This is a genomic window from Sulfuricurvum sp. (assembly GCF_049277495.1).
In the GTDB taxonomy this organism is placed as follows: Bacteria; Campylobacterota; Campylobacteria; order Campylobacterales; family Sulfurimonadaceae; genus Sulfuricurvum.
In genome coordinates this window covers 13,007-34,795 of sequence record NZ_JBASYM010000014.1, presented here as the reverse complement: position 1 = coordinate 34,795, position 21,789 = coordinate 13,007, and the positions used below count along the sequence as shown (strand labels likewise).

General features: G+C 46.7%; 22 protein-coding genes. 12 read left to right on the top strand and 10 right to left on the bottom strand.

Annotated elements, in window-relative coordinates; all coding sequences use genetic code 11:
* Positions 1-6 precede the first annotated feature (6 nt).
* The 4 genes from pdhA to WAO38_RS03800 are packed head-to-tail and all read left to right on the top strand — an operon-like array spanning position 7 to position 3,324.
* Positions 7-963 (top strand): pyruvate dehydrogenase (acetyl-transferring) E1 component subunit alpha, encoded by a 957-nt coding sequence (pdhA, locus tag WAO38_RS03815; protein WP_422234520.1) that lies wholly within the window; start codon positions 7-9, stop codon positions 961-963.
* A complete protein-coding gene (locus WAO38_RS03810) occupies positions 960-1,943 on the top strand; it encodes an alpha-ketoacid dehydrogenase subunit beta (RefSeq protein WP_422234518.1) in 984 nt (327 codons plus the stop codon). Before pdhA ends, WAO38_RS03810 begins: the two co-directional genes overlap by 4 nt.
* A complete protein-coding gene (locus WAO38_RS03805) occupies positions 1,940-3,079 on the top strand; it encodes a dihydrolipoamide acetyltransferase family protein (protein WP_422234516.1) in 1,140 nt (379 codons plus the stop codon). Before WAO38_RS03810 ends, WAO38_RS03805 begins: the two co-directional genes overlap by 4 nt.
* On the top strand, positions 3,076-3,324 hold the full coding sequence (locus WAO38_RS03800) for an acyl carrier protein (RefSeq protein WP_422234514.1): 249 nt from the start codon (positions 3,076-3,078) through the stop codon (positions 3,322-3,324). The genes WAO38_RS03805 and WAO38_RS03800 overlap by 4 nt, the downstream gene beginning before the upstream one ends.
* 10 nt (positions 3,325-3,334) lie before the next feature.
* On the opposite strand, the gene WAO38_RS03795 is transcribed toward WAO38_RS03800, so the two are convergent.
* From WAO38_RS03795 to WAO38_RS03780, 4 genes are all read right to left on the bottom strand, one after another.
* Positions 3,335-4,435 carry an HD domain-containing phosphohydrolase gene (locus WAO38_RS03795; RefSeq protein WP_422234512.1) on the bottom strand — a complete coding sequence of 367 codons (1,101 nt, stop codon included), beginning with the start codon at positions 4,433-4,435 and terminating at the stop codon, positions 3,335-3,337.
* Positions 4,428-5,009, bottom strand: a complete 582-nt coding sequence (locus WAO38_RS03790; protein ID WP_422234510.1) for a heme NO-binding domain-containing protein — start codon at positions 5,007-5,009, stop codon at positions 4,428-4,430. The genes WAO38_RS03795 and WAO38_RS03790 overlap by 8 nt, the downstream gene beginning before the upstream one ends.
* 225 nt (positions 5,010-5,234) lie before the next feature.
* Complete coding sequence (gene arfB, locus WAO38_RS03785) at positions 5,235-5,657, bottom strand: alternative ribosome rescue aminoacyl-tRNA hydrolase ArfB (RefSeq protein ID WP_422234508.1); 423 nt, start codon at positions 5,655-5,657, stop codon at positions 5,235-5,237.
* Positions 5,658-6,518 carry a hypothetical protein gene (locus WAO38_RS03780; protein ID WP_422234506.1) on the bottom strand — a complete coding sequence of 287 codons (861 nt, stop codon included), beginning with the start codon at positions 6,516-6,518 and terminating at the stop codon, positions 5,658-5,660.
* Positions 6,519-6,699: 181 nt separating this feature from the next.
* Here WAO38_RS03780 and WAO38_RS03775 point away from each other — a divergent pair, with 181 nt between their 5' ends.
* The 3 genes from WAO38_RS03775 to pcm are packed head-to-tail and all read left to right on the top strand — an operon-like array spanning position 6,700 to position 8,161.
* Complete coding sequence (locus WAO38_RS03775; protein WP_422234504.1) at positions 6,700-7,038, top strand: TraR/DksA family transcriptional regulator; 339 nt, start codon at positions 6,700-6,702, stop codon at positions 7,036-7,038.
* Positions 7,039-7,048: 10 nt separating this feature from the next.
* Positions 7,049-7,528 carry a DUF2603 domain-containing protein gene (locus tag WAO38_RS03770; RefSeq protein ID WP_422234502.1) on the top strand — a complete coding sequence of 160 codons (480 nt, stop codon included), beginning with the start codon at positions 7,049-7,051 and terminating at the stop codon, positions 7,526-7,528.
* Positions 7,529-7,546: 18 nt separating this feature from the next.
* Positions 7,547-8,161 (top strand): protein-L-isoaspartate O-methyltransferase, encoded by a 615-nt coding sequence (gene pcm, locus WAO38_RS03765; protein ID WP_422234500.1) that lies wholly within the window; start codon positions 7,547-7,549, stop codon positions 8,159-8,161.
* A gap of 9 nt (positions 8,162-8,170) precedes the next feature.
* On the opposite strand, the gene WAO38_RS03760 is transcribed toward pcm, so the two are convergent.
* Genes WAO38_RS03760 through WAO38_RS03750 form a run of 3 tightly spaced genes read right to left on the bottom strand, consistent with a single transcriptional unit; the run spans position 8,171 to position 12,260 of the window.
* A complete protein-coding gene (locus WAO38_RS03760; protein ID WP_422234498.1) occupies positions 8,171-10,765 on the bottom strand; it encodes a cation-translocating P-type ATPase in 2,595 nt (864 codons plus the stop codon).
* A gap of 3 nt (positions 10,766-10,768) precedes the next feature.
* Positions 10,769-11,794 (bottom strand): AmmeMemoRadiSam system radical SAM enzyme, encoded by a 1,026-nt coding sequence (amrS, locus tag WAO38_RS03755; RefSeq protein WP_422234496.1) that lies wholly within the window; start codon positions 11,792-11,794, stop codon positions 10,769-10,771.
* Positions 11,795-11,828: 34 nt separating this feature from the next.
* Positions 11,829-12,260: a host attachment protein gene (locus WAO38_RS03750; protein WP_422234494.1), complete on the bottom strand. Its 432-nt coding sequence runs from the start codon at positions 12,258-12,260 to the stop codon at positions 11,829-11,831.
* A 222-nt stretch (positions 12,261-12,482) separates the two neighbouring features.
* Between WAO38_RS03750 and WAO38_RS03745 the strand changes: the two genes are divergently transcribed.
* The 5 genes from WAO38_RS03745 (at position 12,483) to WAO38_RS03725 (ending at position 17,600) form a co-directional block, all read left to right on the top strand.
* Positions 12,483-13,208, top strand: a complete 726-nt coding sequence (locus WAO38_RS03745; RefSeq protein ID WP_422234492.1) for an outer membrane lipoprotein-sorting protein — start codon at positions 12,483-12,485, stop codon at positions 13,206-13,208.
* The gene (locus WAO38_RS03740) at positions 13,205-14,446 is read left to right on the top strand and encodes an ABC transporter permease (protein ID WP_422234490.1); all 1,242 of its coding nucleotides are present in this window, start codon (positions 13,205-13,207) and stop codon (positions 14,444-14,446) included. The genes WAO38_RS03745 and WAO38_RS03740 overlap by 4 nt, the downstream gene beginning before the upstream one ends.
* On the top strand, positions 14,439-15,683 hold the full coding sequence (locus WAO38_RS03735) for an FtsX-like permease family protein (protein ID WP_422234488.1): 1,245 nt from the start codon (positions 14,439-14,441) through the stop codon (positions 15,681-15,683). The genes WAO38_RS03740 and WAO38_RS03735 overlap by 8 nt, the downstream gene beginning before the upstream one ends.
* Before the next feature lie 103 nt (positions 15,684-15,786).
* Entirely contained in the window at positions 15,787-16,479 is a 693-nt protein-coding gene (locus WAO38_RS03730) for an ABC transporter ATP-binding protein (protein ID WP_422234486.1), read from the top strand.
* Positions 16,476-17,600 carry a hypothetical protein gene (locus WAO38_RS03725; protein WP_422234484.1) on the top strand — a complete coding sequence of 375 codons (1,125 nt, stop codon included), beginning with the start codon at positions 16,476-16,478 and terminating at the stop codon, positions 17,598-17,600. The genes WAO38_RS03730 and WAO38_RS03725 overlap by 4 nt, the downstream gene beginning before the upstream one ends.
* A gap of 18 nt (positions 17,601-17,618) precedes the next feature.
* On the opposite strand, the gene WAO38_RS03720 is transcribed toward WAO38_RS03725, so the two are convergent.
* The 3 genes from WAO38_RS03720 to WAO38_RS03710 form a co-directional block, all read right to left on the bottom strand.
* Positions 17,619-18,047 carry an Hsp20/alpha crystallin family protein gene (locus WAO38_RS03720; RefSeq protein ID WP_422234482.1) on the bottom strand — a complete coding sequence of 143 codons (429 nt, stop codon included), beginning with the start codon at positions 18,045-18,047 and terminating at the stop codon, positions 17,619-17,621.
* 120 nt (positions 18,048-18,167) lie between these two features.
* Complete coding sequence (locus tag WAO38_RS03715; RefSeq protein ID WP_422234480.1) at positions 18,168-20,279, bottom strand: helix-hairpin-helix domain-containing protein; 2,112 nt, start codon at positions 20,277-20,279, stop codon at positions 18,168-18,170.
* Positions 20,276-21,529, bottom strand: coding sequence for a DEAD/DEAH box helicase (locus WAO38_RS03710; RefSeq protein ID WP_422234478.1), 1,254 nt, complete (start codon positions 21,527-21,529; stop codon positions 20,276-20,278). The genes WAO38_RS03715 and WAO38_RS03710 overlap by 4 nt, the downstream gene beginning before the upstream one ends.
* Positions 21,530-21,789 lie beyond the last annotated feature (260 nt).

Sequence of the window (21,789 nt, the reverse complement as noted above, 5' to 3'; positions counted from 1 at the left end):
GCTGTAATGAAAATGGATAGAGCACTGGCCGAAAAGTTTTACCGACAAATGCTGTTGATCCGGCGATTTGAAGAAAAATGCGTAGAACTCTACAGCCGCGAAAAGATTCGTGGATTTTTGCATCTTTACATCGGCGAAGAGGCGATAGCCGTAGGTATCATGCACGCGCTCAGTTCCGAAGATGCCGTTCTTGCCACCTATCGTGAACACGGGCAGGCTCTCGCACGCGGCATTCATCCAAACCGCATCATGGCCGAAATGTACGGTAAAGAGCAAGGGTGTTCGCGGGGACGGGGTGGTTCGATGCATTTGTTTGATGCCGAAACCCGTTTCTACGGCGGCAGTGCGATCGTGGCCGGCGGTCTTCCGCTGGCCGTGGGAATGGCACTGGCCGATAAGATGATGAAACGCAACCGTGTTACCGTCTGCTTTTTCGGTGACGGCGCCGTAGCCGAAGGGGAGTTTCACGAATCGCTGAATCTTGCGGCACTGTGGAAACTTCCCCTCCTTTTTGTCTGCGAAAACAACCGCTACGGAATGGGGACAGCCTTGGAATTCTCCGAATCGGAAACCAATCTTTCCCGCAAAGCCGCATGCTACCGTATCACCTCCCATCAAGTGGACGGTATGGATGTCGAAGCAGTAGCCGAAGCCGCTGAAAATGCCATCTCAGAGATCCGCTCCGGAAACGGTCCGATATTTATCGAATGCCTCACCTATCGGTTCCGTGCCCATTCGATGTTTGATGCCGAACTCTACCGCTCCAAATCCGAAGTCGAAGAGTGGAAGAAAAAAGATCCTCTCCCCCTTTTGCATCAGCGATGGCCGGACATCAATATTGAGAAATATGAGAATGAAATAGCCTCCATTATCGAAGAAGCGGTCGTATTTGCCGAAAACGGCACCTTCGAACCGCTTGAGGATCTTGAAAAATACGTCTACTCTCCGGAGGCAGTACAATGAACACGACAATCACTTACCGCGAAGCGGTACGGCAGGCTATACGCGAAATCATGGAAAAAGACGAAAGGGTCTTTTTGATGGGAGAGGATGTCGGACGATACGGCGGAGGCTATGCTGTCAGTATGGGACTTTTGGAGGTCTTCGGCCCTGAGCGGATTATCGATACCCCTTTGTGCGAATCGGCGTTTACCGGGGCAGGAATCGGTGCGGCACTGGGCGGAATGCGCCCGATCGTCGAGATCATGACAGTCAATTTCAGCCTCCTCGCCCTCGATCAGATCATGAACAATGCCGCAACGCTTCTGCACATGTCGGGAGGACAGTTCAACGTTCCGCTGGTCATTAGAATGGTAACCGGAGGGGGAAAACAGCTGGCAGCCCAGCATTCGCACTCACTGGAAGGGATGTACGCTCATATTCCCGGCCTCAAAGTATTGACGCCGGCAACGGTGCAGGACGCATACGATATGGTTCATCTCGCCTTGAATGATCCCGATCCGGTATTGATTTTCGAGAATGCACTTCTTTACAATACGAAAGGATCTCTCGATACGCAGATACCGCCATTAGCGATCGGAAAAGCCAAAACGATGCGCAGCGGCAAAAATCTGAGTATCATCACCTACGGAATCAGCGTCTCTAAAGCGCTCGAAGCGGCCGAGATACTCGCAGCCGAAGGAATCGATGCCGAGGTGGTCGATCTGCGAAGTCTGCGCCCTCTCGATGATGAAGCGATTATGGCTTCCTTGCGTAAAACCCACCGGGTGCTGATCGTCGATGAGGGGTGGAAATCGGGCAGTATTTCGGGTGAGATCATGGCCCGGATCAACGAACAGGCCTTTTTTGAGCTCGATGCCCCGATGGGCAGGGTTTGTACCGCAGAGGTCCCCATCCCCTATGCCGCCCACCTTGAACATGCGGCACTGCCGCAAACCGATAAGATCGTCGCGAAGGCACGTACGATAATGGAGGAACTATGAGTCAGTTTGTAATGCCCTCTCTCGGGGCGGATATGGAATCAGCCGTTTTGATGGAGTGGCACGTCAAAGAAGGGGATAGCGTTACCAAAGGGCAGGTAATCGCCGAAGTTGAAACATCCAAAGGGGTGATTGAAATCGAAGTATTCGAAGATGGAATCGTCGAAAAAATCCTCGTCAAAGAAGAGACCGAATGCGCGGTAGGGACACCTCTCGCACTGATCCGTTCTGCCGATGAGACTCCATCCGTAGAAAAATCCGTACCGACCGTATCAGAACCCGTACCCAACGTGCCGGAGGTATCCGAATCGACTATCCCCGAAAGCGCCCCAAGCGAACGGATAAAGGCTTCCCCCGCCGCACGCCGAAAAGCCAAAGAGCTTGGGGTTAATCTCTCCTCACTTGCCCTCAGCGGAGGGGAAGTGCGCATGGCACAGGTCGAATCCGCCGCTGCCCCTATTCCAAAAGCTGAAGCAAGCGGCATGCGCCAAGCGATCGCCCGCGCGATGAGCCGCTCCAATGCCGAAATCCCCCACTATTATCTGAATACTTCCATCAATATGACCCCCGCATTGCACTGGCTCGAAGAAGAGAACAAAAAACGCCCGATCAAAGAGCGTATCCTCCCCGCCGCCCTCCTTATCCGTGCCGTGGTCAAAGCGCTCGAGGAAGTCCCCGAACTCAACGGATTTTGGGAAAATGACGCTCCGGACATAAAAGCGCAAATCAACCCCGGAATCGCCATTGCCCTGCGTAAAGAAGGACTCATCACACCGGCGCTGCTCAATGCCGGTGCCATGGATCTGAATGAGACGATGCGTTCGCTCGATGATCTCATCACCCGAACCCGTGCAGGCAAACTGCGCAACACCGAAATCACCCAGCAGACGATTACCATCACCAACCTCGGCGATTTGGGAGTCGAAAGTGTCTATGGCGTCATCTACCCCCCGCAAGTCGCACTGGTAGGGCTTGGGCGGATCACGGACACCCCTTGGGCTGAGGGAGATGCATTGTCCATCCGTAAAGTGATTCAGGTGACCCTCGCGGGAGATCATCGCGCCACGGACGGACGAACCGGCGCAAAGTTTCTCGAAAAACTGAACGACCTATTACAACATCCCGAGGAGTTACTATGACCAAAGATCAGATTAAAGCGGCTATTGTCGAACAGATTCTATTTATCGCCCCCGATGTGGACGAAGCCGACATCATCCCTGATAAAAATATCCAACGCTCATTGGAGATTGACTCCTTTGATTTTCTCAAAATATTAACGGCGCTGAATGAGGTGACAGGGGTAGAAGTGCCCGAAGCGGATTATGCGAAAGTCGATACGCTGGAGCATATGGTTGAATATTTTTCCAGATCTCTTAACTCTTAACTACCTAAAATTAAGAAAACTGATTCCGAATTTCTAAAAATGCTTCAATATTTTCAAAAAACAGTTCAATCAATTGTGGATCGAACTGTTTGCCTTGTTCCTCTTTAAAGAGTTCTAGAATTTTCTCCAGCGGCCATGCCTCTTTATACACTCTTTCTGTACCAAGGGCATCAAAAACATCCGCAATCGCGGTAATCCGGCCGTATAAATGGATATCTTCCCCTTTTAATTGTCGGGGGTATCCTTCACCGTCCCATCGTTCATGATGTTCATAGGCTATAATCGAAGCGGCCTGCAGAAGATCCCGTTTTGAAGTTTTAAAAACTTCATACCCTTTTTCCGCATGGGTTTTCATAATGGCGAATTCTTCTTTGTCTAAACGGCCAGGCTTTAGCAAGACAGAATCAGGAATCGCAATTTTGCCAATATCATGCATGGGAGAGGCCATCTTTATCAGGCTTATCTCTTTTTCATCCAGACCATAATATCTCGCGAGCAATGCAGAGTATTCTGCAACTCTGTGAACGTGCCGGCCGGTCTCTTCTGAACGTGTTTCGGCTAAATCACCAAGACGCTCCAGCATCTCTTTTTGTGTCTCTATGATCTCATTTTGAAGATTGTACACCTCGGTTATATCTTCACGGATGGCAATATATTCCTGCACATCATCATTCATATCCAAAATAGGTGTTATGGTCGCTTTGACAATGTACGCCGTGCCGTCCTTGGCTCTGTTTTTGACAGTCCCTTTCCAGCTCTTATGCGCTTTAAGTCTTGACCACATATCTTTGAACGCTTCTTTGGGCATCTCCATATGCCTGACAATATTATGAGACTTTCCGATCAGTTCCTCGCGTGCGTATCCGCTGATTCTGCAAAACTCGTCATTGACATAGATAATAATTCCTCGTTTATCCGTTTTAGAAACAATCGTCCCCTCATCAACAGCTTTTTTGTATTGCGTCAGCAAGGATTCGTTTTCGTGCAAATAGCCCTGAAGCGTCTGATTGGAACGATGGAGTTCCAAGGTAATCCGTTCCAGAATTTCTTCCGTTTCAGATCGGGCGAACTGTTCTCGCTCAAGTTGTCGTAAAAGTGCCTCTTTATCCATTTTTTTTCACCTCAAAACGATGTACAGGGGATTTGTTTTCATCAACAATCTTGTATCCGCACTCTTTGCTCATAATCACTTCGGAATCATCTTGATAATATTTCAGGCACCCTTGTAATAAACCAAAAACAAAATGCGGGATATTCACAGCACTGCAATACTCGATAATTATATGCTCTTTCTCTAGACGATTGAGTTCAAACCTGGGAAATTTTGCGTCCGGATAGAGTTTATTTAACTCTTCAAAATGGATAATGTTTAAATTCTCTAAAAAATCATAGGCATTGTTTGAATGTAAATGGCTGGCATTGTCTTGATACGAAGCTTTAAATCTATCGAGCAAAAATCCAAAAGCAAATTTTCCGAATGCTTCTTGAACTTGTTCCTGGGAGTTTTTAAAGAGGTAGGCACTGTTCTTTATCAAAGAATGTAAATATTTGACATCATAGTTTCCGGCGGTAGAAAACCCTCCCTTATTAGGATAGGTATCCGACAATAAAAGATTGTCGACTTTTTCATAACCAAATTTAGTTTCAATAAAATTAGTAAATGTTCTAAAAATAATTCCCCTCATTTTTTATGGTTCCTCATTCTTTTTTATTTCTTGATATGCATTTTTTAAACGACCATGAAAAAATATGTGATAAATTCATTGGTTAAAATAATTTAACATCATAAATTAATCACATTTTAGCGAACATAGTTCTAGGATACAACCAAAAAATCATAAAAAATACTTTTTTTTCAATAATCTAATTCAAAACATATAAAATTTCAGCAGTCTTCGGAGAATATTTCATCACCCTTCTCTACCGTTTACTTTTCCCCTCATCTTTTTGATGTTCCCGTGCTTCGTTTTACTGTCCATCCGCCGTTTCTGAGAGTTCTTCGTCGGTTTGGTCGGTCGACGTTTTTTTTGAACGACGGTGACGCTTTTGATCAGTTCTTTGAGCCGCTCCAATGCCGCTTCTTTGTTCTCTTCCTGACTTCTCGATTCTTGGGATTTGATGTTGATGATCCCGTCTTTGGTAATGCGGTGATCGTTGAGTTCTAGCAGACGTTCTTTGTAAAAATCGGGTAAAGAAGAGGCATTGATGTCGAAGCGGAGGTGGATGGCCGTAGAAACTTTGTTGACATTTTGCCCCCCTGCTCCCTGAGAGCGTATGGCGGTGATTTCCATTTCGGAATCGGGAATAGTGACCGTATTAGATATTTCGAGCAATTACTCATGTCCTTCATGTTTTTTTCGGCTGACGTAGTTGAGTACCGCCATGGAGATGATCAAAATACCGACACCGCTGATGAGATAGAACGCATAGTTCATGTTGCGGATATCATCGATCGCTACTTTAAAGACGACCATCAGTGACTCGATCGAAAGAGCGATAATGATAGAGGTCAAAAATTTGGTCAGCGTCTTGTATTCGCTCCCCTCTTCTGGAGTCAGCGAACGGTAGAACACTTCTTGTTCCAAAATCGTTTTGGAGAGATCAAAAATCGCGATCGCCAGCGTTATACCGATAATCGATTTAAAGACATACTGCAGTGTTTCGTCTCCGAAACTCATGAGTGCTTTCGCAAATCCGATCAGACCATAGACCCCGAGGAAAAGGGCCAACAATACCAACCCGCCGCCTAACAGGGCATAGACGGCGACGGAAAGTTTGGAGATGAGGCGGTTGCTGTCGATCAAATGCATCTTGCTCAACACCGCAACCACATCGAGATCAAAAACGGCGATCTTTCCGTCGGGGTATTTACGGGCAACCGAGACTTTTGGCTGACCGCTGTTGGCACAAATATACGGACTGGAGATATAGTTGCCTTTTTCATCAAACTGTATTCGGTTGATAAAATAGGATCGGTCAGACCCTTTTAAACTCATATCATGGTCATTTTTGCGCCATGTCGGAGTAATCTGTTCCCCTGAAGCATCCAGCAGATACATATCGGTTAGACAGGGAAGCCGCTTGAAAAAATTCTTCACCTGCGCATTATCAAAATCTTGGTGAGGATTGTCACTGATCGTCGTTAACAAAAAACCCTCTACCGCTGATCGATTGTCCCGGTATATCTGCATCATCTGTTTCATTGTATATTCCGCTCTATAAAGTTCTTTAGTTTACCCAAATCGTGGACAGGTTGTCAAAAGAATGTCGAAGGGTCTTTATACGAAATAGTTCAAAAAATGTTTTTTCTAGACATTATTATTTTTTTTTTGTTATGATGTAAAAGAAGAATATTTTATTACCGAAGGAGACATTATGAGTAACAAAGAAAATATGGACCTCAAAGAATTTGAAGCGCTTCTCAGAGCAGAAAAAACAAAAATCGAAAAGAATATCGAAATGATCTTAGCGGAAGTAAGCAGTATCGGAACCGAAGAGGAGATCGGTGATTTGGAAGACATGGCAGAACTTGAAATCGACAATACCACGGATCAGGCTCTCCTTCTTCAGTTAAAAAATCAGATAGCGGAAATTGATGCCGCATTGGGACGTATCGTTCAGGGGACGTACGGAATTTGTGAAAAAACCCACAAACCCATTCCGGTTGAGAGATTAAGAGCGATTCCGTGGGCACGAACCGTCGTAGGCGAATAAAAGATTCCCTATGACCTATCCCGAACACTTAAATAGATCACTGGTAGAGATTGCCGAGAACATAGGGGTACACCCCTCAGAAATGACCGTTATCAAAATGAGCAGCGGCTCGGATGAACGCCATAAAGAGCTGGAATTGCTGCAAGGAAGCTGGAACCCGGAACAGCCGTGGATCATTATCGATGAAGAGGAACATATCTATACCCTCACCTCTGTTGAATCCCTATCCAAAATCATACAGCTCCTCAGTATCACCCAAAGTGAAAGTTTTCAGCTCAAGCTTGAAAAAGCGATTATGCAGCGTTTGCCGATCGATTTTCATGATGTATGGGAAGTCGCCATGGATCGGATCCGCTCACTCGCCCAAAGCCGTCCGGACAGTACGATTGTGGATCTTGACCTTGATTGGCTGGTCAGTGAGATCAAACAAAAATATCCGAATCTTTTTTATAACATCGAACAAATACTCGGAAAAGAAAAACATTCATGAGTATCATGGCGGATTGAGATGTACAACAATCGAGAGCTCATCGAGCACCTGATCAATTCAAGCGTCCTTCGCTCTCCGGTACTTATCAATGCATTCCGTAAATGTGACCGTATTTTTTTCGTCCCCGAAGTCTATCATTCAGAGGCGTATATCGATCATCCTCTGCCGATCGGTGAGGGGCAAACGGTATCCCAACCCTATACGGTTGCCGTCATGTTGGAACTGCTGTGTCCGGAATCCGGAAACACTATTTTGGATATTGGATCGGGATCAGGCTGGACGACGGCACTCCTGGCTTCCATTGTCGGTGAAAGCGGGTTTGTTGAGGGGATCGAGCGAATCCCGGCACTCGTTGAATACGGCCGCAGCAATTTGAAAAAAATTCCTATCACCAATGCGTCAATCGAACTGGCTTCGCCGTCGATTCTAGGCAAACCGGGCCATTTTTATGACCGGATACTGGTCTCAGCCAGTGCTGAGAAAATACCGGAGTCTCTCTTTGATCAGCTCAACCCCGGAGGCATACTCGTTATTCCGGTTCAAAACAGCATTTGGCGTATCACAAAAAACGAGAATGGAGCGATAACCCGTTCTGAGCTCTACGGCTTCCAGTTCGTCCCCCTTATCGTATGAGCATACGCTTTAGCGCTTCTCTAAATAACGTACCAGCCCTTTTCTAAGCTCTTCTGCCGCTAGTATGATGAATGTCACTGCAATAACTGCCCACCAATAGATCGGATCAAATGCGGAAGTACCAAAAATAGTACTGAAAGGGGCGACAAAAATAAGAAGCGCCAATAACCCGATCTCAGCAACAACTCCGCCCAAATAATAGCGGTTGCTCCACAAACCGATGGTGAAAAGAGATTCTCTTTGGCTGCGGCAGGACAAACCGTTGCCGATCTGGGCAAAAACAATAGAGGCAAAGGCCAATGTTGCCGATTCAAGATAGAGAGGGTTATTCCAGGACAAAGGTTCCCCGTTCCAACCGTGTGCGGTGAGATAAATCCAAAAAAGCCCCATAGACATCACGGCACTCAACAGTCCCAAAAATCCGAAGGCTCTCAGGTATACGCCCATCGTTAAAATGTGATCTTTTCGTTTTCGCGGGGCTTTTCTCATCAATGCTTTATGCGGCAGCTCTGCCCCGAGTGCCATCCCCGGCAAAATATCCGTTCCCAGATCAATGGCAAGCACCATTGCAACCGGGAGCGCCAAAGGAAGGCCGAACGCAAAAAACAAAACATATGGCACCGCTTCGGGCAAGTTACTGGCTAGCATATAGGTGATAAAGCGGCGTATATTTTCATACACGGTTCTCCCCTCTTCGATCCCTTTTACTATCGTTGCAAAATGGTCATCCATCAAAATAGCATCGGCAGACTGCTTTGCCACATCGGTACCCGATCCCATAGCGATACCGACATCGGCACGCTTGAGTGCCGGAGCATCATTGACTCCATCTCCCGTTACTGCCACCATGTCGCCCATCTCTTTTAGAAGCGTTATAAGATAAAGTTTCTGTTCCGGTGACACGCGTGCAAATACATGGTTTTTACGCAATAGCCGTTTGATTGCCGACGCCGGGAGGGTATCGAGATATTCTCCCGTACTCACTTCTGCCATTGCAGTGACAATTCCTGCCCTCATCCCGATCGCAGCCGCTGTCAGCGGATGATCCCCCGTAATCATGACGATGCGTATGCCCGCCTTACGACACTCTGAGACTGCTTCAATGATATCATCGCGCAATGGATCTACCATCGCAATAAAACCGACAAAACTCAGTCCTTGTTCAGCTTCTTGCCGTGATGAGGGGAGTACGCTGTATTCGCGTGAAGCAAATCCGATAACACGATACCCCTGTGCGGCCAAAGCATCGTGCCTGTCGATCAGATTTCGGTATTCAATTTCGTTCAGCTCTTTTTTACCGTTTGCGGTAACAACCTCATCGCATAATTGCAAAATGACTTCCGGTGCCCCTTTACAGAAGATTGAAAATCCATCTTTAGCAGAGTGTACGGTACACATTCTCTTAAGATGATAGTCAAACGGATATTCATGCACAAGGGGATATTCACCCCGTCTGCGAGCGACATCGGTATAACCATCAGCAAAGCTGAAAAGGGCCTGTTCTACCGGGTCACCGTTTGAAGCATCGGCACGATTGCATAAAAGAGCGGCATCCAGAAGTTCCTTAAGGGGCGGCTGTTGATCCTCCCCCCAGACTTCTACTTTCATCTTGTTTTGAGTAATGGTCCCCGTTTTATCGGTCGCAATCACCGTTACCGCTCCGAGATTTTCAATCACGGAAAGGCCATTGACTAAAAAACCTTTCGATGCCATTCGCTGCGCTCCGAAGGCCAAGGAGAGCGTAACGGTCGGCAGCAGCCCCTCAGGGATCAAAGCAACCAAAACACCGAGTGAAAATAAAAAAGTTTTCCATAATTCGTTGTCTCCGAGTTTGGAGATAAAAATCAGACTTCCCGCGATCACAAGAGATGTCAATGCAATGAGTTTGGAGATATGGGCTATCTCTTTTTGAAGATGGCTCTCTCCCGCTTCCACACTCTGTGTCAATGCCGCAATCGTTCCGTACCGGCTCTCTTTGCCGATAGCAAAAACCAGCCCGCGGGCTTCGCCCCTTACGACATACGTTCCCGAATACACTATATTTTTGATATGACCGCTCTCTGCCGTATCCGCAGAAACCAGCTCACTTTCCCCATTCAAGGTACTTTCATTAATCCACAAATCAAACGCATGGATCAGATACATGTCGGCGGGAACTTTGTCTCCCTCTTTCAGAAGTACAATATCCCCCGGAACAAGTTCGCTCGCCAAAACGGTACGTTCAGTTCCGTGACGATAGACATTTACTTTTAACGGGAGCATATTCCGGAGTGCTTCCAAGCTTTTTTCCGTTCGATATTCCTGATAAAATCCGAATGCGCCGTTCAAAATGATCACAATCACAATCGCCCATCCGACCGCCAGCATATTCGACTCAGGATCGCTCCAGGCAATACCAAAACTGATGGCTGCGGCTACCCACAGTAAAAGAGCAAAAAAATGGGTAAATTGCGTGACTAATTTAGAATACCACGGGAGCGTCGGAATTTTGGAGAGGACATTGAACCCATACTGAAGATGTCTTCGCTCAACTTCTTCATCACTCAATCCCTCCTCAGAGGTACCGAATGCCAAAAACAACTCATGAAGGGTCATTTTTTTCATATCTTAATGCCAAACTCCTTCGATTTTTGTACCGCAGTAAGGACATTCGTTTGCGTTGATCAAATGGTTGGTGACGTACTGCCCTATATGACCGTGCCGGTCAATGACCAACTTATGGCAGTGAGGACAATAGGTCGATTCGCGGGCTTCATCATCGATATTTCCGACATAGACATATTTCAATCCAACCTCTTTGCCGATCTCGTAGGCACGGCGAAGCGTCGATGCGGGTGTTCTGGGGACATCGGTCATTTTATACATAGGATGAAATCCGCTGATATGCCACGGCATGGCAGGGTCAAGATTGAACTGAAATTCGGCAATTGCGCGGATCTCATCCTCCGAATCGTTGTATCCGGGGATAAGAAGCGTCGTTGTTTCGACCCAAATCCCCTTTTTATGGGCATATTCTATGGTATCAAGTACCGGTTTTAGGGATCCTCCGCAGATATCCTTATAAAATGATTGGCTATACCCTTTGATATCAATATTCATACCGTCCAAATACGGAGCAATCGTATCGATCGCTTTATGGGTTTCGTATCCGCTCGTGACGTAGACGTTTTTGAGTCCCGCTTCGTGTGCAAGTTTAGCGGTATCATAGGTGTATTCGAAAAAGACGACCGGTTCGTTGTACGTGTAAGCGATGCTGTCACATCCGTATTCAAGTGCCAAATCGACCGCTTCACGAGGCGAAAGTGAACGTCCTGCGATCTCATGGTTATGTTCTTTAGGATATTGGGAGATATCGGCGTTTTGGCAGAATTTACACGAAAAATTGCATCCGACCGTCCCGAAGGAGAAGATACTCGAACCCGGAAGGAAATGAAACATCGGTTTTTTCTCAACCGGATCGACATTGACGGCTGCCGCAAGGCCGTAGGTGAGGAGACGGAGCTCCCCATTTTCAACTTTACGAATACCGCAAATACCATATTCGCCCTCATGAAGCTTGCAATGCTGATTGCATGCTTCACAGGCAATTCTTCCATCATCAAGTCTGCTGGATAACCATGCTAATGACGACATTGTGACTCCTTTTAAAAAAGTGTCTGATCCCTCTTTATTTTGTAAAATGCTCCAACAATTGATCGTCCGGAGTTTTAGTCAGATCAGAATGAAGGTTGATCGTCATCGTACTTTTGAGTGCTGGATCGATCAATTCGACGATTTGGTTATTAATCGCTTTGGGAGCCGCAAAATACCAGGAATCATAGCTACATGCTTGCAGGTTATTGGTGATCTGTGCCGCGATCTCTTTGATTCGGCGATGTTCTTCTTCCAATGCTAGATTATGGTTTTCACCTGATCCGCTCGCTCCGACTCCTTGGAAATTTCCTTTTCTGTCCGAAACTTTTTCTCTTAAACGCAGATGCGTTTCAAGACTGTCGATACTTTGGACAAGTTCAACGGATTCTCTTCCCATCGGGTCTTCTTTGATCGAAAAGAGCTTAAAACGCTGTAAATCAGTGACAATAATGAGTTTTGTTGACATAGTAACCCCTCTTTTTTAATAAAACTGTCAAGAAATATCTGAATAATAAAAGTAGATCAACTCTCTCCAGTTACTAAATTGTAGCAAAAAATATTTCAATAAGTCTCTAAAAAAAACAAAATAGTTTATAATTAGTTTTATTAGGGAAAATAATCCACAATGAGAATATCTATTGAAAAAAAATTTCCTGAAATGATTTTATTTTGACAGTAAAGATGAATGATGAATAAGTTACTTTTTATATTGTTTTTTTCCGTCTCCGTATGGGCAATAAGCCCTGATGCAATCATCAAAAATGTCGAACACAATATCCAAAGCGACAGCGGCTATTCTAAAATCACGATGTCGGTCACGACGGCACGCGGGGAACGGACGATGATCATGGAAAGCTGGAACCGCGGACATGAGAAAAGTTTTATCAAAGTGCTTTATCCCAAGCAAGATCGCGGGATCACCTTTTTAAAAGTCGAGTCGACGATGTGGCAGTATGTCCCAAAGATCGAAAAGACCATCAAGATCCCCAGTTCGATGATGATGCAAAGCTGGATGGGGAGTGATTTTACGAACGACGATATGGCCAAAGAGAGCTCGATCGTCGATGATTACAACGCGCAGCTAACCTCCGAAGATGCAAAAAAATATACGCTTACGCTGTATCCTAAAGAAGAGGCCGCCGTAGTATGGGGAAAGATCGTCATGGAGGTGGAAAAAGTCCACTGCATACCTCTGCGTGCGATCTTCTATAATGAAGAAGGTGAACAGCAGCGTATCCTGACCTACAGTGAGGTGAAGGTATACGGTGATCGCTATCTCCCCACCGTCATGACGCTTGTCCCGCTGGATAAGAAAAAGAATAAGACGGTCGTAACGATGGAGGATGTCGATTTCAATGCGGTGATCGATGATTCGCGATTTACCAAAAATGCTCTCGTACGGTACAGTCAATGATCCTCTTAAAAATGGCGCTTCGGGAACTGATAACGTACAAAAAACGTTCGGTCGTCACTCTCTTGCTGAGTACTTTTGCGACAGCCCTCTTTATCTTTGTCGATGCATTGCATAACGGAAGTCATGATCAACTGGTCCGCTCCAGCGTCGAGGTCTATCCGGGGTATCTACAGGTGACTAACCGCGCATTTGAAGACAATCCGAATTTTGACAATCTGATCTTTGATGCGGATAAGGTTAAACAAGAGCTTTCCGGGGTCAATGGGCTCGGGGTGATCACGGAACGGTTCGAGTCGTATGCGCTTTATTCGACCGATGAACAGTCTATCGGGGGAATGTTCACCGCGATAGAGCCTGAAAACGAGGCGGAGGTATCGCGCCTCAAACGCTCACTGGTTGCGGGGGAATATTTGAGCAGTGAGGACACGAATGCCCTTTATCTTGGGGTAGAGTTGGCAAAACGGCTTGGAGTCGGTATCGGGGATACCCTCTCGTTCATCTCGACGGGGGCGGACTATTCGTTTGCGGCTGATAATCTCGTGGTCAAAGGGCTGTTTAAAACGAAGCTCTATGAGTTCGACAACGGCGCAGGTTTCGTAAACAAAAAGTACTTTGACGAAGTGATGCACAGCGGCAATATCGCCACCCACATCATTGCGAACCCGGACGATATCGCACAGATCGATGCAGTGACGGTGTATGCCCAAAATGCGGTAGGGAATACACTGGAGGTTAAAAACTACAAGACAACGATGGAAGATCTGATTTTAGCGATGGATATCGATGCGATCTTCGGCTACATCACCCTTGGGATCTTTTTTATCGTCATCTTTTTCGTGATCGGAATATTCGCTTTTCTCTCCGTCTACGGACGTATCCGCCAGATCGGCATACTGCGCGCCATCGGAACGACGCCGGCTCAGGTAATGGGGATGTTGCTGATCGAGACACTTATCCTTGGAGTTTTGAGCGTCGGTATCGGGGGAGGAGCCGGAGGCTATGCCAGCAGCTATTATGAAAAACACCCTATCGAACTTACCTCTTTGGCCGATGTGGATGCCGAAGAGTATGGCAAACAATACAATATAGTTGCAGAAACAAATTTTCCCGCCGAATACAATCCGTCCAGAATCATGGCAGAGATGCTGATAATGATGCTGTTGAATCTGTTAACCGTAATTTATCCGATCGCCATGATCAACCGTTTTACCCCGACCGAAGCGATACGCTATGTTTAGCCCTGACAACTCCCTCTATTTCAAGATGGCATTGCTGCATATCCTCCGTCGAAAAGGGCGCGCCGTATTGATCTCCCTGATGATCGCTATTTCGATGATCGGGCTGCTGCTGATGGAGGGGATGTATGAGGGGATGATGGTACAGATCACCCAAAACTCGATCAAGACCGGCAGCGGAACCGTCTCGATCCAGCACAAGGGATTTCGTTCGGATAATAATATTAAATTTCACATTGACAACCCCCAAAAGATCACGGCAATACTGGATAATCAGCAAGGTATCCGCAGTTATGTGACCCGCCTGAGCCAGCGCGGATTGATTGCCACGGCAGGCTACTCGCAGGGCGTCAATGTCATAGGGGTAGATCTGAAACGTGAAGCATCCCATTCAGAGCTGGAAAATTTTCTCACTCAAGGGAAATATACTTTTGATAAACAGGGACGCGGCGCTTTGATCGGGTACCGTCTGGCACGAAAGCTCAAGGTCGATATCGGTAAAAAAGTGATCGTCACGGTACAAGATACCGATAACGAGGTCGTCTCCGTCGCCCTGAAAGTCACGGGGATACTCAAAACGAACAATATGTCGATCGACAGTAACGGGCTGCTGATGGATATCGACAGACTCCGTATCCTTACGGGGATAGAAGGCGCTACCGAGATCGCAGTATTGCTCAATCATCAAGAAGATGACAATACGGTGAAACATGCTTTGTCACCGAAGATTTCGGACAAGGATATTGCCATCTACACCTATCGGGAACTCTACCCCTCTTTGTATGAGGGGGAGGCGATGATGAAGATTTACAACCGAATCAGCTCCGCTTTTATTTTCATTGTCGCAACTTTGGGTATTTTCGGCGTCGTCCTCGTGTCGGTTTTGGAACGGGTGCGGGAATTCGGGATCATGATGGCGATCGGGACGCAGTTTCGCGATGTCGCCCGTCTCATCATTTATGAATCCTTGCTGATTACGTTAAGCGGCTACCTTGCCGGAGCATTGATCGGAGGTACTTTGCTGTGGTATTTCAAAGTGTATGGGCTGGATCTTTCGGGATTGAGCGATGCTTTTGCTATCTTCGGGATGGATTCGAGTATTCATGCGATTCTCAGGATCGATTATTTTACCGGTTCCTTTGTCAGTGTTTTGCTCGCGACACTCTCAGCGACGATCATCCCGATCCGAACGCTCAAAAAGCGTAATCCCATCCAATCCATCAGCGAGCAGGCACAATGATAACTATAGGCCAAACGATCTCTACGTTAATACCGGGTTTTCTTCAGCAGGAAACCCACACGGTCGGCCGCTTTACATCGCTAAAATTCTTGGAGGTTGAATCATGTCTTGTTTTCTAAATATCAGCGGAATCAAAAAAGTATTCCATGAAGGGAGTGAAAGCGAGTCCAATGCGCTGAGAAGTATCGATCTAGCCATCGGAAAAGAGGAATTCATCGTCATATCCGGCCCCAGCGGGAGCGGAAAGAGCACCTTACTCAACATCATCGGCGGACTTGATACACCCAGCGAGGGGAGTGTCGAGCTCGATGGGACACTCATCACATCGCTGGATGAAAATGAGCTCGCACTGTTTCGCAGAGAGAATATCGGATTTGTATTTCAGGCCTATAATCTGATTCCGGTTTTAAACGTCAAAGAGAACATCGAGTATGTGATGCGCCTTTTAGGATATTCTCAAAACGAATGCGATGCGCGAGCGCTGGAAGTAGCGCGTGAACTCGATATCGACGCCTATTTGAACAAGCTTCCCGATCATCTCAGCGGCGGACAGCAGCAGCGTGTTGCCGTGGCGCGTGCGGTAGCGAGCAAACCGAAACTTATCCTTGCCGATGAGCCGACCGCCAATCTGGATACTGCAAACGGAGAAAAGCTGATGGAGCTGATGCGCCGATTGAATGAAGAGGAGAAAGTGACGATCATCTTCTCTTCGCATGATCCGATGGTGATCCAAAAAGCACGCCGTTCCATCGTCCTGCGCGACGGAAAAATTCTCGAGGACATCAAACGTCAATGATAAAAAAGTGCTTAGCCGGATTATGTTTATCGTTGGCCGCTTATGGCGCCGAGACGGAGTCGACATTTGAGAACAGCAACTTTACGCTCAATATGCCGATCAACGGAACCGGAGAACACGAATGGTACAACTATAACCGATTCCGGATCACGGAAAACATCCGAGAAAACAACTGGTTTGTGACTGCAATAGGCGATTTGCAAAACCATCTCGGCAATGCCGTCATCCACAGTACCTCATTCCAAATCTCCGATTCGGTTCGCTCCGATACCCCGTTTGCAACACGGAGTAAAACCTATGATTACACCGAGGGCGAGCTCAATGGCCGAATCTATCGTCTCTACGGCGGATATGCCGATGAGAGACACCGCCTCAGTTTCGGACTCCAAAAGATGAGCATGGGTGTAGGGCGCATTTGGAACCCGACCGATCTATTCAACGCCAAAAATCCTCTGGCACTGGAGCCCGATGAAGTAAACGGTATGTTCTCATTGGCGTATACCTATTCTCCCGGTGATCTGAGTCAGATGACGGCCGTTGTCGCCCAGCGCTCAGATGATAGTTTCAAATATGCCGGACGGATAAAAGGATATCTTCTCGATATTGCCGATGCGGCGATCGATGCAGTCAGTGCGGATGACGTGGGTATGATCGGATATGAGCTGGAAGGCGAACTGATGAAAACGGGGATCGAACTGCGTTCAGAGGGGGGATGGTTCGATGACAAGCTTCTTCACCAACAGTTTTTTCAAGGGCTGATCGGTGCGGACTACACATTTGAAAACTCTTTCAGTGTGGCACTGGAGTGGCTCCACACCTCCAAAACATTTGAACGAGAACTTCTCCTTCGGCTCCCTTCCGGGACGCCGGACAATCTGGTTCGCGCACACGATTACGGGGGGATAAATTGCGGTTATGAGTTTGATCCTCTGCTGTATGGTTCGTTTTCCGCGATCGTGAATACGGAAGATGGCAGTTTCTTTTGGAGTCCCTCCCTCACCTATTCGCTGGATAACGATAGTAGCCTCAAACTGGGGGGACTCTTGTACGGAGGAGGAGATAGAAGTGAGTTTGGAAATTACGGCCAAACCTATTATGTCAATATCAAAATAACTTTTTAAGCTAAAACGGTGTGAAAATCATTTCACTTTGATCTGTTTAGCCGACTCACTTTTAACATCTTTTTTCGGCAGAGTGACTTCAAGAACACCGTCTTTATTTTCGGCATGGATATTTTCGGCATCTACGTTTGATGGCAGGGCAAAACTTCGGGAAAAGCTGCCGAAACTGCTCTCACATTGATAATAATCCTCTTTTTTGACCTCTTTTTTCTCTTTTCGTTCTCCTTTGAGGGTAAGGATTCCATTTTCAACTTTCACCTTGATATCTTCTTTTTTGACACCGGGAAGATCAACATCGATATGGTAGGCGAACTCCCCTTCTCGTGTATTGACGGAGGGGGTAAAGCTCGAAAACACATCTTTGGTCAAATCAGACGAAAAAGCTTCACCTATCCGTTTTTCTAATGAACGTAACTCTTTAAACGGATCAAATCTTGTTAGCAACATGGTAAATCCTTTGTGGAGTAATTTGCAAAGAAGCAACCGGAATTTATTAGTTAATTCTTGCGAAAAAATATTTTATTCCCAAATACATTAAAAAATACATTAAAAAACAAATTAAATTATTTATTCCCTCAAGCTCAATCCAACTTTCCCTTTGGCAATATCTACCTCGACGACACGAATACGACTCAACTGCTGATTGACACTGAGCACTTCGAGGGGATGGGAAATCCGTTTTTCGGACATCTGAGAAATATGGATCAATCCGTCATTTTTCAATCCGATATCGACAAATGCACCGAAATCGGCGATATTTCGGACAACCCCTGAGACGATTGAGCCCTCTTTGAGTTCTTTAATATCCGTCAAATCCGAACGGAATATGATCGGCGGCAACGTTTCGCGTGGATCGAATCCCGGCTTGCGAAGTTCTGCTATGATATCTGCGAGTGTCGCTTCCCCGATCTCTAACTCTTTTGCCAGAGCAGGAATTTGGTCTTTGGTAATGGACGGGAGATCGTACCGCTTCGTGAGGACAGTCGCCGCATTGTAGCTCTCGGGATGGATTCCCGTATTGTCCAATACGCTTTTTCCCTCACGTATCCGAAAGAACCCTGCACACTGTTCGTAGGCTTTTGCGCCGAGTCCTTTTACTTTGAGAAGTTCCTGCTTGCTTTTAAACGCTCCGGTGTGTTCTCGGTACTCGATAATCGTTTTCGCCAGTTTTGTCCCTACCCCCGCTACATAGGCCAAAAGGGAGGCTGAAGCACTGTTGGGATCGACGCCGATTCGATTGACCAGATCTTCGGTCACCTCATGAAGTTTTTTCTCCAACTGTTTTTGATCGACATCGTGCTGATACTGCCCTACACCGAGCGATTTGGGATCAATCTTGACCAAAGCCGCCATCGGATCGCGCAGCCGCTGAGCAATCGAGATCGCACCGCGTATCGTAACATCAAGCTCGGGATACTCATCCTGAGCGATTTTAGAAGCCGAATAGACCGATGCACCCGCTTCGGAGACAACCGTATAGGTAAGATTCAACCCCTCTTCACGATTCAGTCGGGCAAAAAACTCCTGCGTCTCCCGTGAAGCCGTTCCGTTGCCGATAGCGACTGCATTGATCCCATAACGCTGTACGAGCTGTTTGAGTGTTTTTGCACTTTTTTCATAATCACTTTGCGGCGGAGTCGGGTAGATGACGGCATGATCCAAATAGGTTCCGTGCTCATCCACTACGGCGAGTTTGCACCCTGTCCGATAGGCCGGATCGGCCCCTAATATGGCACGTTTCGTGACGGGAGGAGCACCCAAGAGCTGTGAGAGGTTTTTGCCGAAGGTATTGATCGCCTGCGTATCGGATTTTTCTTTGATCATGGCATGGATTTCCCGTTCCAAGGAAGGGAAAAGAAGCCGTTTAAATCCGTCCAGGTAGCTCGCCAAAATAAGGCTTTGTGAGCTTTTCGCCTGTTTTGGAATCCGGTAGCGGAGTAGTGCATTCTCTACGCGATCCATATCGAGAGTAATTTTGACATTCAGCTCTTTCTCGCTCACTCCGCGCATAATCGCGAGATAGCGGTGAGAGGGAATCGTCGATATTTTCTCCGTTTTTCCGGCGAGTTTGGCAAAGAGTCCTTCTTCTTTGAGCCCTTTGGAGGCTTTAATCTCAAAGGAGGAATAATCGAATAATTGTTTTCTCCAGTAATCCCGTTCGCGCGGATCATCACTGTATCGCTCCGCCAAAATATCCTGCGCACCTTTGATCGCATCATCACATGTGGCCACGGAGCCTTTGACAAAACTCTCCGCTCTCTTGGTAAACTCGTTCAGCTCCAACCGGCCGCTTTCGAGTAAATCGGCCAAAGGCTCCAGCCCCGCAGATATCGCCGCACTCGCACGGGTATTTTTCTTCTCTTTATAAGGGCGGTAGAGGTCTTCTACCTCCTGAAGTGTCGCGGCAGAATTGAGCCGTGCACGTAAATCATCGCTCAGAATGGAACGTTCACTAATCAAGCGTCCTACTTCCTCTTTCCGTTCTAGCAGTTTTTTTGAATAGGTATAGACACTGTCGAAATCACGAAGCTGCTCATCCGTAGCACCCCCCGTCATCTCTTTTCGATAACGGGCGATAAAGGGGATCGTTGAGCCTTCTTCGAGAAGTTTAAGTATATTGCCGATGACCGGATGGCTAAGTCCGGTTTTTTGGGCAAGCAAATCGATAAGCCTATTCATTTGTTTCCTGATAGATTTGCATTTTTGGCGGCTAATTCTCGGGCTTTGTCTTTTTTACTTTTCCCTTTTCCTTTTACCGGATCAGGCCCTTTGACTTTCGGCGGCGGTGTCCCCGTAAGAGCAAACCCTTCAATCTGTTCGCGCGGAAGCTTGATGTTAGAGCGTTTTTCGATGAGCGCAAAATGGTCCATATCTTCATAGGCGATAAATGATACCGCCACACCTGATTTTCCGGCACGCCCCGTACGTCCGATGCGGTGGATATAATCCGCCGGAGAGCGCGGCAGGTCGAAATTGATGACACAGCTGATATCATCGATATCCAGTCCCCTCGCCGCGATATCGGTAGAAAACAAGATTTTGATTTTTTTGGCCTTGAACTGATTCAATGTATACGTCCGATCTTCCTGAACCAGATCGCCGTGAAAAGATTCTGCCTCAAATCCGTATTTTTTAAATTTCATCGCAATGTTGTCAGCGGCTCGCTTGTTCGCCATAAAAACAAGAACCTGTTCCCATTTTTCGGTGGTTAACAGATGTCTGAGCAGCGGACCGCGATTTTCGCGATTGACCTCGATCACACGCTGCGTGATACTCTCTACCGTCGGTTCCTCCGCTTCGAGGGTTACTTCGACAGCAGTCTGGGTGATTCGGGAAGCAATCAGTAACATTTTAGGAGGATAGGTTGCGGAGAAGAGGAGGTTTTGGCGCTGTGCGGGGATCTCTTGGAGTATCAGTTCCAGTTCTTCGGCAAAACCGAGATCGAGCATCTTGTCGGCTTCATCCAATACAAAAAACTCCAGATGCGATAGATTCATCTGTTTCTTTTTGACAACATCCAGCAATCGCCCCGATGTTGCCACCAGAATGTCACACCCTTGCTGAATCGCGTACAGCTGATCCCCGATACTTTCACCGCCGATAACACTGACAATCTTCGGTTTTTTCGGTAAAAAAGCCCCCATCGTAACAAAGGTTTCCGCAACTTGCAGGGTCAGTTCCCGTGTCGGGGTCAGGATGAGCGCTTTGATCTTTGCTTTCCCCTCGCCTCTGCTTTTCGACCAAAGCTCCAAAATCGGCAAGACAAAACTCGCACTTTTGCCGCTTCCGGTCTGGGCTCTCGCCATAATGTCATGATGTTCGAGTACGAGAGGAATTACTTTTTCCTGGATAGGGGTCGGCTCACGGTATCCGCTCTTGTCCAAAGCCTGCAGTATTGAGGATGAGAGTCCAAGTTTTGAAAATGGCATAGGGATATTCCTCATAATTTTTTATCTATTTTAGTAAAGGAAGTATATTTTGATTTGGGTGTGAAGCTCATTAAAATAAAGCTAAGAAGATGATTTATAGGCTTAGAACGTGCACCATTCCAGTTTAACTCATCATAATTAATTCAATTTTCCATATTTAAACTTTTAGACTTTTATCATAAAAAAAAGCTATAATATAATAACTTTTTGATAAAAATTTTATCTCATAATAAATAATAGGAGGGCCAATTTAATTGGAA

Excerpts from the sequence above, each read along its gene's own strand:
- pdhA (WP_422234520.1), top strand. The coding sequence starts at position 7 with ATGAAAATGGATAGAGCACTGGCCGAAAAGTTTTACCGACAAATGCTG.
- WAO38_RS03810 (WP_422234518.1), top strand. The coding sequence starts at position 960 with ATGAACACGACAATCACTTACCGCGAAGCGGTACGGCAGGCTATACGC.
- WAO38_RS03805 (WP_422234516.1), top strand. The coding sequence starts at position 1,940 with ATGAGTCAGTTTGTAATGCCCTCTCTCGGGGCGGATATGGAATCAGCC.
- WAO38_RS03800 (WP_422234514.1), top strand. The coding sequence starts at position 3,076 with ATGACCAAAGATCAGATTAAAGCGGCTATTGTCGAACAGATTCTATTT.
- WAO38_RS03795 (WP_422234512.1), bottom strand. The coding sequence starts at position 4,435 with ATGGATAAAGAGGCACTTTTACGACAACTTGAGCGAGAACAGTTCGCC.
- WAO38_RS03790 (WP_422234510.1), bottom strand. The coding sequence starts at position 5,009 with ATGAGGGGAATTATTTTTAGAACATTTACTAATTTTATTGAAACTAAA.
- WAO38_RS03780 (WP_422234506.1), bottom strand. The coding sequence starts at position 6,518 with ATGATGCAGATATACCGGGACAATCGATCAGCGGTAGAGGGTTTTTTG.
- WAO38_RS03775 (WP_422234504.1), top strand. The coding sequence starts at position 6,700 with ATGAGTAACAAAGAAAATATGGACCTCAAAGAATTTGAAGCGCTTCTC.
- WAO38_RS03770 (WP_422234502.1), top strand. The coding sequence starts at position 7,049 with ATGACCTATCCCGAACACTTAAATAGATCACTGGTAGAGATTGCCGAG.
- pcm (WP_422234500.1), top strand. The coding sequence starts at position 7,547 with ATGTACAACAATCGAGAGCTCATCGAGCACCTGATCAATTCAAGCGTC.
- WAO38_RS03760 (WP_422234498.1), bottom strand. The coding sequence starts at position 10,765 with ATGAAAAAAATGACCCTTCATGAGTTGTTTTTGGCATTCGGTACCTCT.
- amrS (WP_422234496.1), bottom strand. The coding sequence starts at position 11,794 with ATGTCGTCATTAGCATGGTTATCCAGCAGACTTGATGATGGAAGAATT.
- WAO38_RS03750 (WP_422234494.1), bottom strand. The coding sequence starts at position 12,260 with ATGTCAACAAAACTCATTATTGTCACTGATTTACAGCGTTTTAAGCTC.
- WAO38_RS03745 (WP_422234492.1), top strand. The coding sequence starts at position 12,483 with ATGAATAAGTTACTTTTTATATTGTTTTTTTCCGTCTCCGTATGGGCA.
- WAO38_RS03740 (WP_422234490.1), top strand. The coding sequence starts at position 13,205 with ATGATCCTCTTAAAAATGGCGCTTCGGGAACTGATAACGTACAAAAAA.
- WAO38_RS03735 (WP_422234488.1), top strand. The coding sequence starts at position 14,439 with ATGTTTAGCCCTGACAACTCCCTCTATTTCAAGATGGCATTGCTGCAT.
- WAO38_RS03730 (WP_422234486.1), top strand. The coding sequence starts at position 15,787 with ATGTCTTGTTTTCTAAATATCAGCGGAATCAAAAAAGTATTCCATGAA.
- WAO38_RS03725 (WP_422234484.1), top strand. The coding sequence starts at position 16,476 with ATGATAAAAAAGTGCTTAGCCGGATTATGTTTATCGTTGGCCGCTTAT.
- WAO38_RS03720 (WP_422234482.1), bottom strand. The coding sequence starts at position 18,047 with ATGTTGCTAACAAGATTTGATCCGTTTAAAGAGTTACGTTCATTAGAA.
- WAO38_RS03715 (WP_422234480.1), bottom strand. The coding sequence starts at position 20,279 with ATGAATAGGCTTATCGATTTGCTTGCCCAAAAAACCGGACTTAGCCAT.
- WAO38_RS03710 (WP_422234478.1), bottom strand. The coding sequence starts at position 21,529 with ATGCCATTTTCAAAACTTGGACTCTCATCCTCAATACTGCAGGCTTTG.